The sequence below is a fragment of the Psittacicella gerlachiana genome, from assembly GCF_003585965.1.
In the GTDB taxonomy this organism is placed as follows: Bacteria; Pseudomonadota; Gammaproteobacteria; order Enterobacterales; family Psittacicellaceae; genus Psittacicella; species Psittacicella gerlachiana.
On the sequence record NZ_NRJF01000255.1, the window covers coordinates 1 to 2,729 of the forward strand.

2 protein-coding genes and 1 pseudogene are annotated in these 2,729 nt (G+C 32.3%); all 3 read right to left on the reverse strand.

From position 1 onward, the window contains the following. Window positions 1-21: 21 nt before the first annotated feature. On the reverse strand, window positions 22-1,248 hold the full coding sequence (locus tag CKF59_RS07345; RefSeq protein WP_119535268.1) for an MFS transporter: 1,227 nt from the start codon (window positions 1,246-1,248) through the stop codon (window positions 22-24). A gap of 62 nt (window positions 1,249-1,310) precedes the next feature. Next, a complete protein-coding gene (locus CKF59_RS07350; protein ID WP_119535269.1) occupies window positions 1,311-2,429 on the reverse strand; it encodes a peptidoglycan DD-metalloendopeptidase family protein in 1,119 nt (372 codons plus the stop codon). Between the two features lie 17 nt (window positions 2,430-2,446). Next, window positions 2,447-2,729 (reverse strand): annotated as a pseudogene (locus tag CKF59_RS07970) (DedA family protein); the annotation flags it as partial.

Genomic DNA, 2,729 nt, shown 5'->3' on the forward strand with positions numbered 1-2,729 from the left:
GTGATAAACCACTGCTTAATTTTATTCTAAAATTTCTTTTTTCGTTGCAATATAAGATACTAAAGGTAATAAAATACAACCGAGGATTGTAATTGTAATTCCGGTTTTATATGAACCCGTAATATCATAAAGCCAGCCAAAACCTAAGAGGTAAGCTCCAGTAATTAAAAATCCTACACAGTTAACTACAGAAGACATTTTTGAGGTAGTATTTGCACTTTTAGTTTTGTAAGATAGCAACAATAAAAGTATTGCTAAAAGTATCCCTGCAAAAGCTCCAAAGAGTACAAAAATTACCACTAATAAATAGTAATTGGTAACATAGAACATAGCTATAGTTAGAAGAGCAAAAAATGTGCTTGTTGCTACTAAAAAGCTTGTTAAATGCTTTTCATAACGTATAACTATCACTGGAGTAACTAATGATCCTAAAAGAGATAAAACCTGAAAAATATTTACGAGAAAAGAAAATTGTTCGTTAGTTATTAAATCTCCTATATAAGGTTTAAACCAGCTTAAAGCAAAGTAGTAGTTTGCACTTTCAATTCCTAGAGTAATACCAATACACCAAGGAGCTAATTGTTTCCACATCGAAACCTGTGGCTTTTTATCTCCTGTAATTGTTTGTTTTACCTCTTGTTGTAAAACTTTCATTCTCTCTTTGGTAAACTTTAAGCTTGGGAGGTAGAATAATATGATTAAGATAGTTATGATAATCCACAGAGTTCCCACCTGTTGCCATGAATAGCCCATTCCTATCATTACCACGGCTGATAAGGTTCCCAAAAATGAAGAAACTGAAATATTTGCTCCATTTATGGAATTTAAAATCCCTAGATGATTAGGATAGAAACCATTAATAAACGAAGGATAGAGAACACTTAAAATCGTAATTCCTATGGATAAAACTAGAGTCCCTAGATATAGAAATAACACCGCAGAACTTACATGAAAACTACTTAAGTAATCACGAATGGCAATACCTATAACAATAACAATCATGCCATAGAGCAAAGCATAAGTTAAACCAACTTTTTGATCTACTTTTGCAACTAAAGCTGCAAAAATAGCCATTACAAATGTAGGTAAACTTAAAACTATTCCTTGTTGGGTTTTAGTTAAATCTAAATCAAGAGCAACATGCTCCATTATTGGAGATATTTCGGTAAAAGGAGCACGAGTCAAAAGAGTAACAAGACAAAGAGCTACAGCTGTATACCAAAATGAAAAGGATGATTTAAAAATCATATTAAGTCTTCTTAAATTTAAAAAAGAGATTATTTACCTTAGGCAAATAATCTTCTTTATAGTTATCTTTTAGCTAAATATTTTAAAGGATCAACAGTATTACCATTTACACGTACTTGATAAAATAACATAGTTTTACCACTAGCACAGGTATTACCCATTAAAGCAATAACATCACCTTTTTTGACAGTTTGATTGGTTTTTACTCTTAAGCTTGAGTTACAAGCATATACGGTAAGCATACTATTGTTGTGATTAATTAGAACAGTATTACCATATTGATTATAAACTCCTGCAAAAATTACATGCCCATCTTGAGAAGCATAAATTTTATCACCAATTGTACCAGCGATATGGATAGAATGATCGCTACCTTCTTTGTTAGAATATCCTTGAATTACTCTACCATTTGCCGGCCATAATAAGGCATTAGCACCTGTAGCTTGACCTTGAGCTTGAACAGTTGGTTGTTCATTAGAGCTATTTGCTTTTGATGGTACAGTTGTAGTTGAAGCTTGAGCTTGGGTTGTCGTAGTTGTCGTTGTTGGAACTGTAGTTGGAGTTGTAGGTGCTGGAACACTTGGAGCTTCTTTTGCAACAGTTGCAGGAGCTGTAGTAGTTTCTACTTTAGAAGTACTTTGCACCGGTGTATAACCTTGCGTGCTACATGCATTTGGATTTACTACAACTACTGTACCAGGAGTAAGTACACTATTAACATTCATGTTATTAATACGAGCAATTTCTTCCGCAGATGTACCAGTTAAGTAACCTAAAAGATAGAAAGTATCGCTCTGTTGTACTACATAATTTTTAGCTTTATAAGAACCTTTAACAATACGACTATAAATTGGTTTATTGTCTGCACCACGTGGAATTACAAAAGGCTGAGTAGCTTCACAAGCTTGATTCACTTGATTTGTCGTTACTGTTGTTACAGGGGCGTTATAGTTTCCTGCATTATTTTCATTACTATCAGCAGGAGTTACAGAAAATGTTGGATTAATACTAGAGTTTTCTGTATTCGTTGTTTGTTGAGGAACAGATGTTTGTTGTGAACCTGCATAAGATCCACTATTTGAAATATTATAAATTGGAGCATTACTCGTTGGCGCTGAACAAGCGGCTAACAACCCAGTAACCAATACTGTTAATGAAAGTTTAAAAACCTTTGGGTTCATGATCTATCCCTTAATATCTATTTTAAAAAATAATATAAAATTAAACTTAAAACGGCAATAATTAAAATAATCCAACTAGATTTATTGATAATATTTTCTATTTGTTTACGATATTTTTGGCCAAAATATGCAAATAAATAAGATACGATTAAAAATCTAACTAAACGAGAGATAAAACTAAATACAAAAAAGATGATAAAGTTATACTCAAAGAAGCCAAAAGCTATCGAAAATATCTTAAAAGGTAATGGCGTAAAACCAACTAATACTACCGAAAGAATTCCATGCTTATCTAAAAAA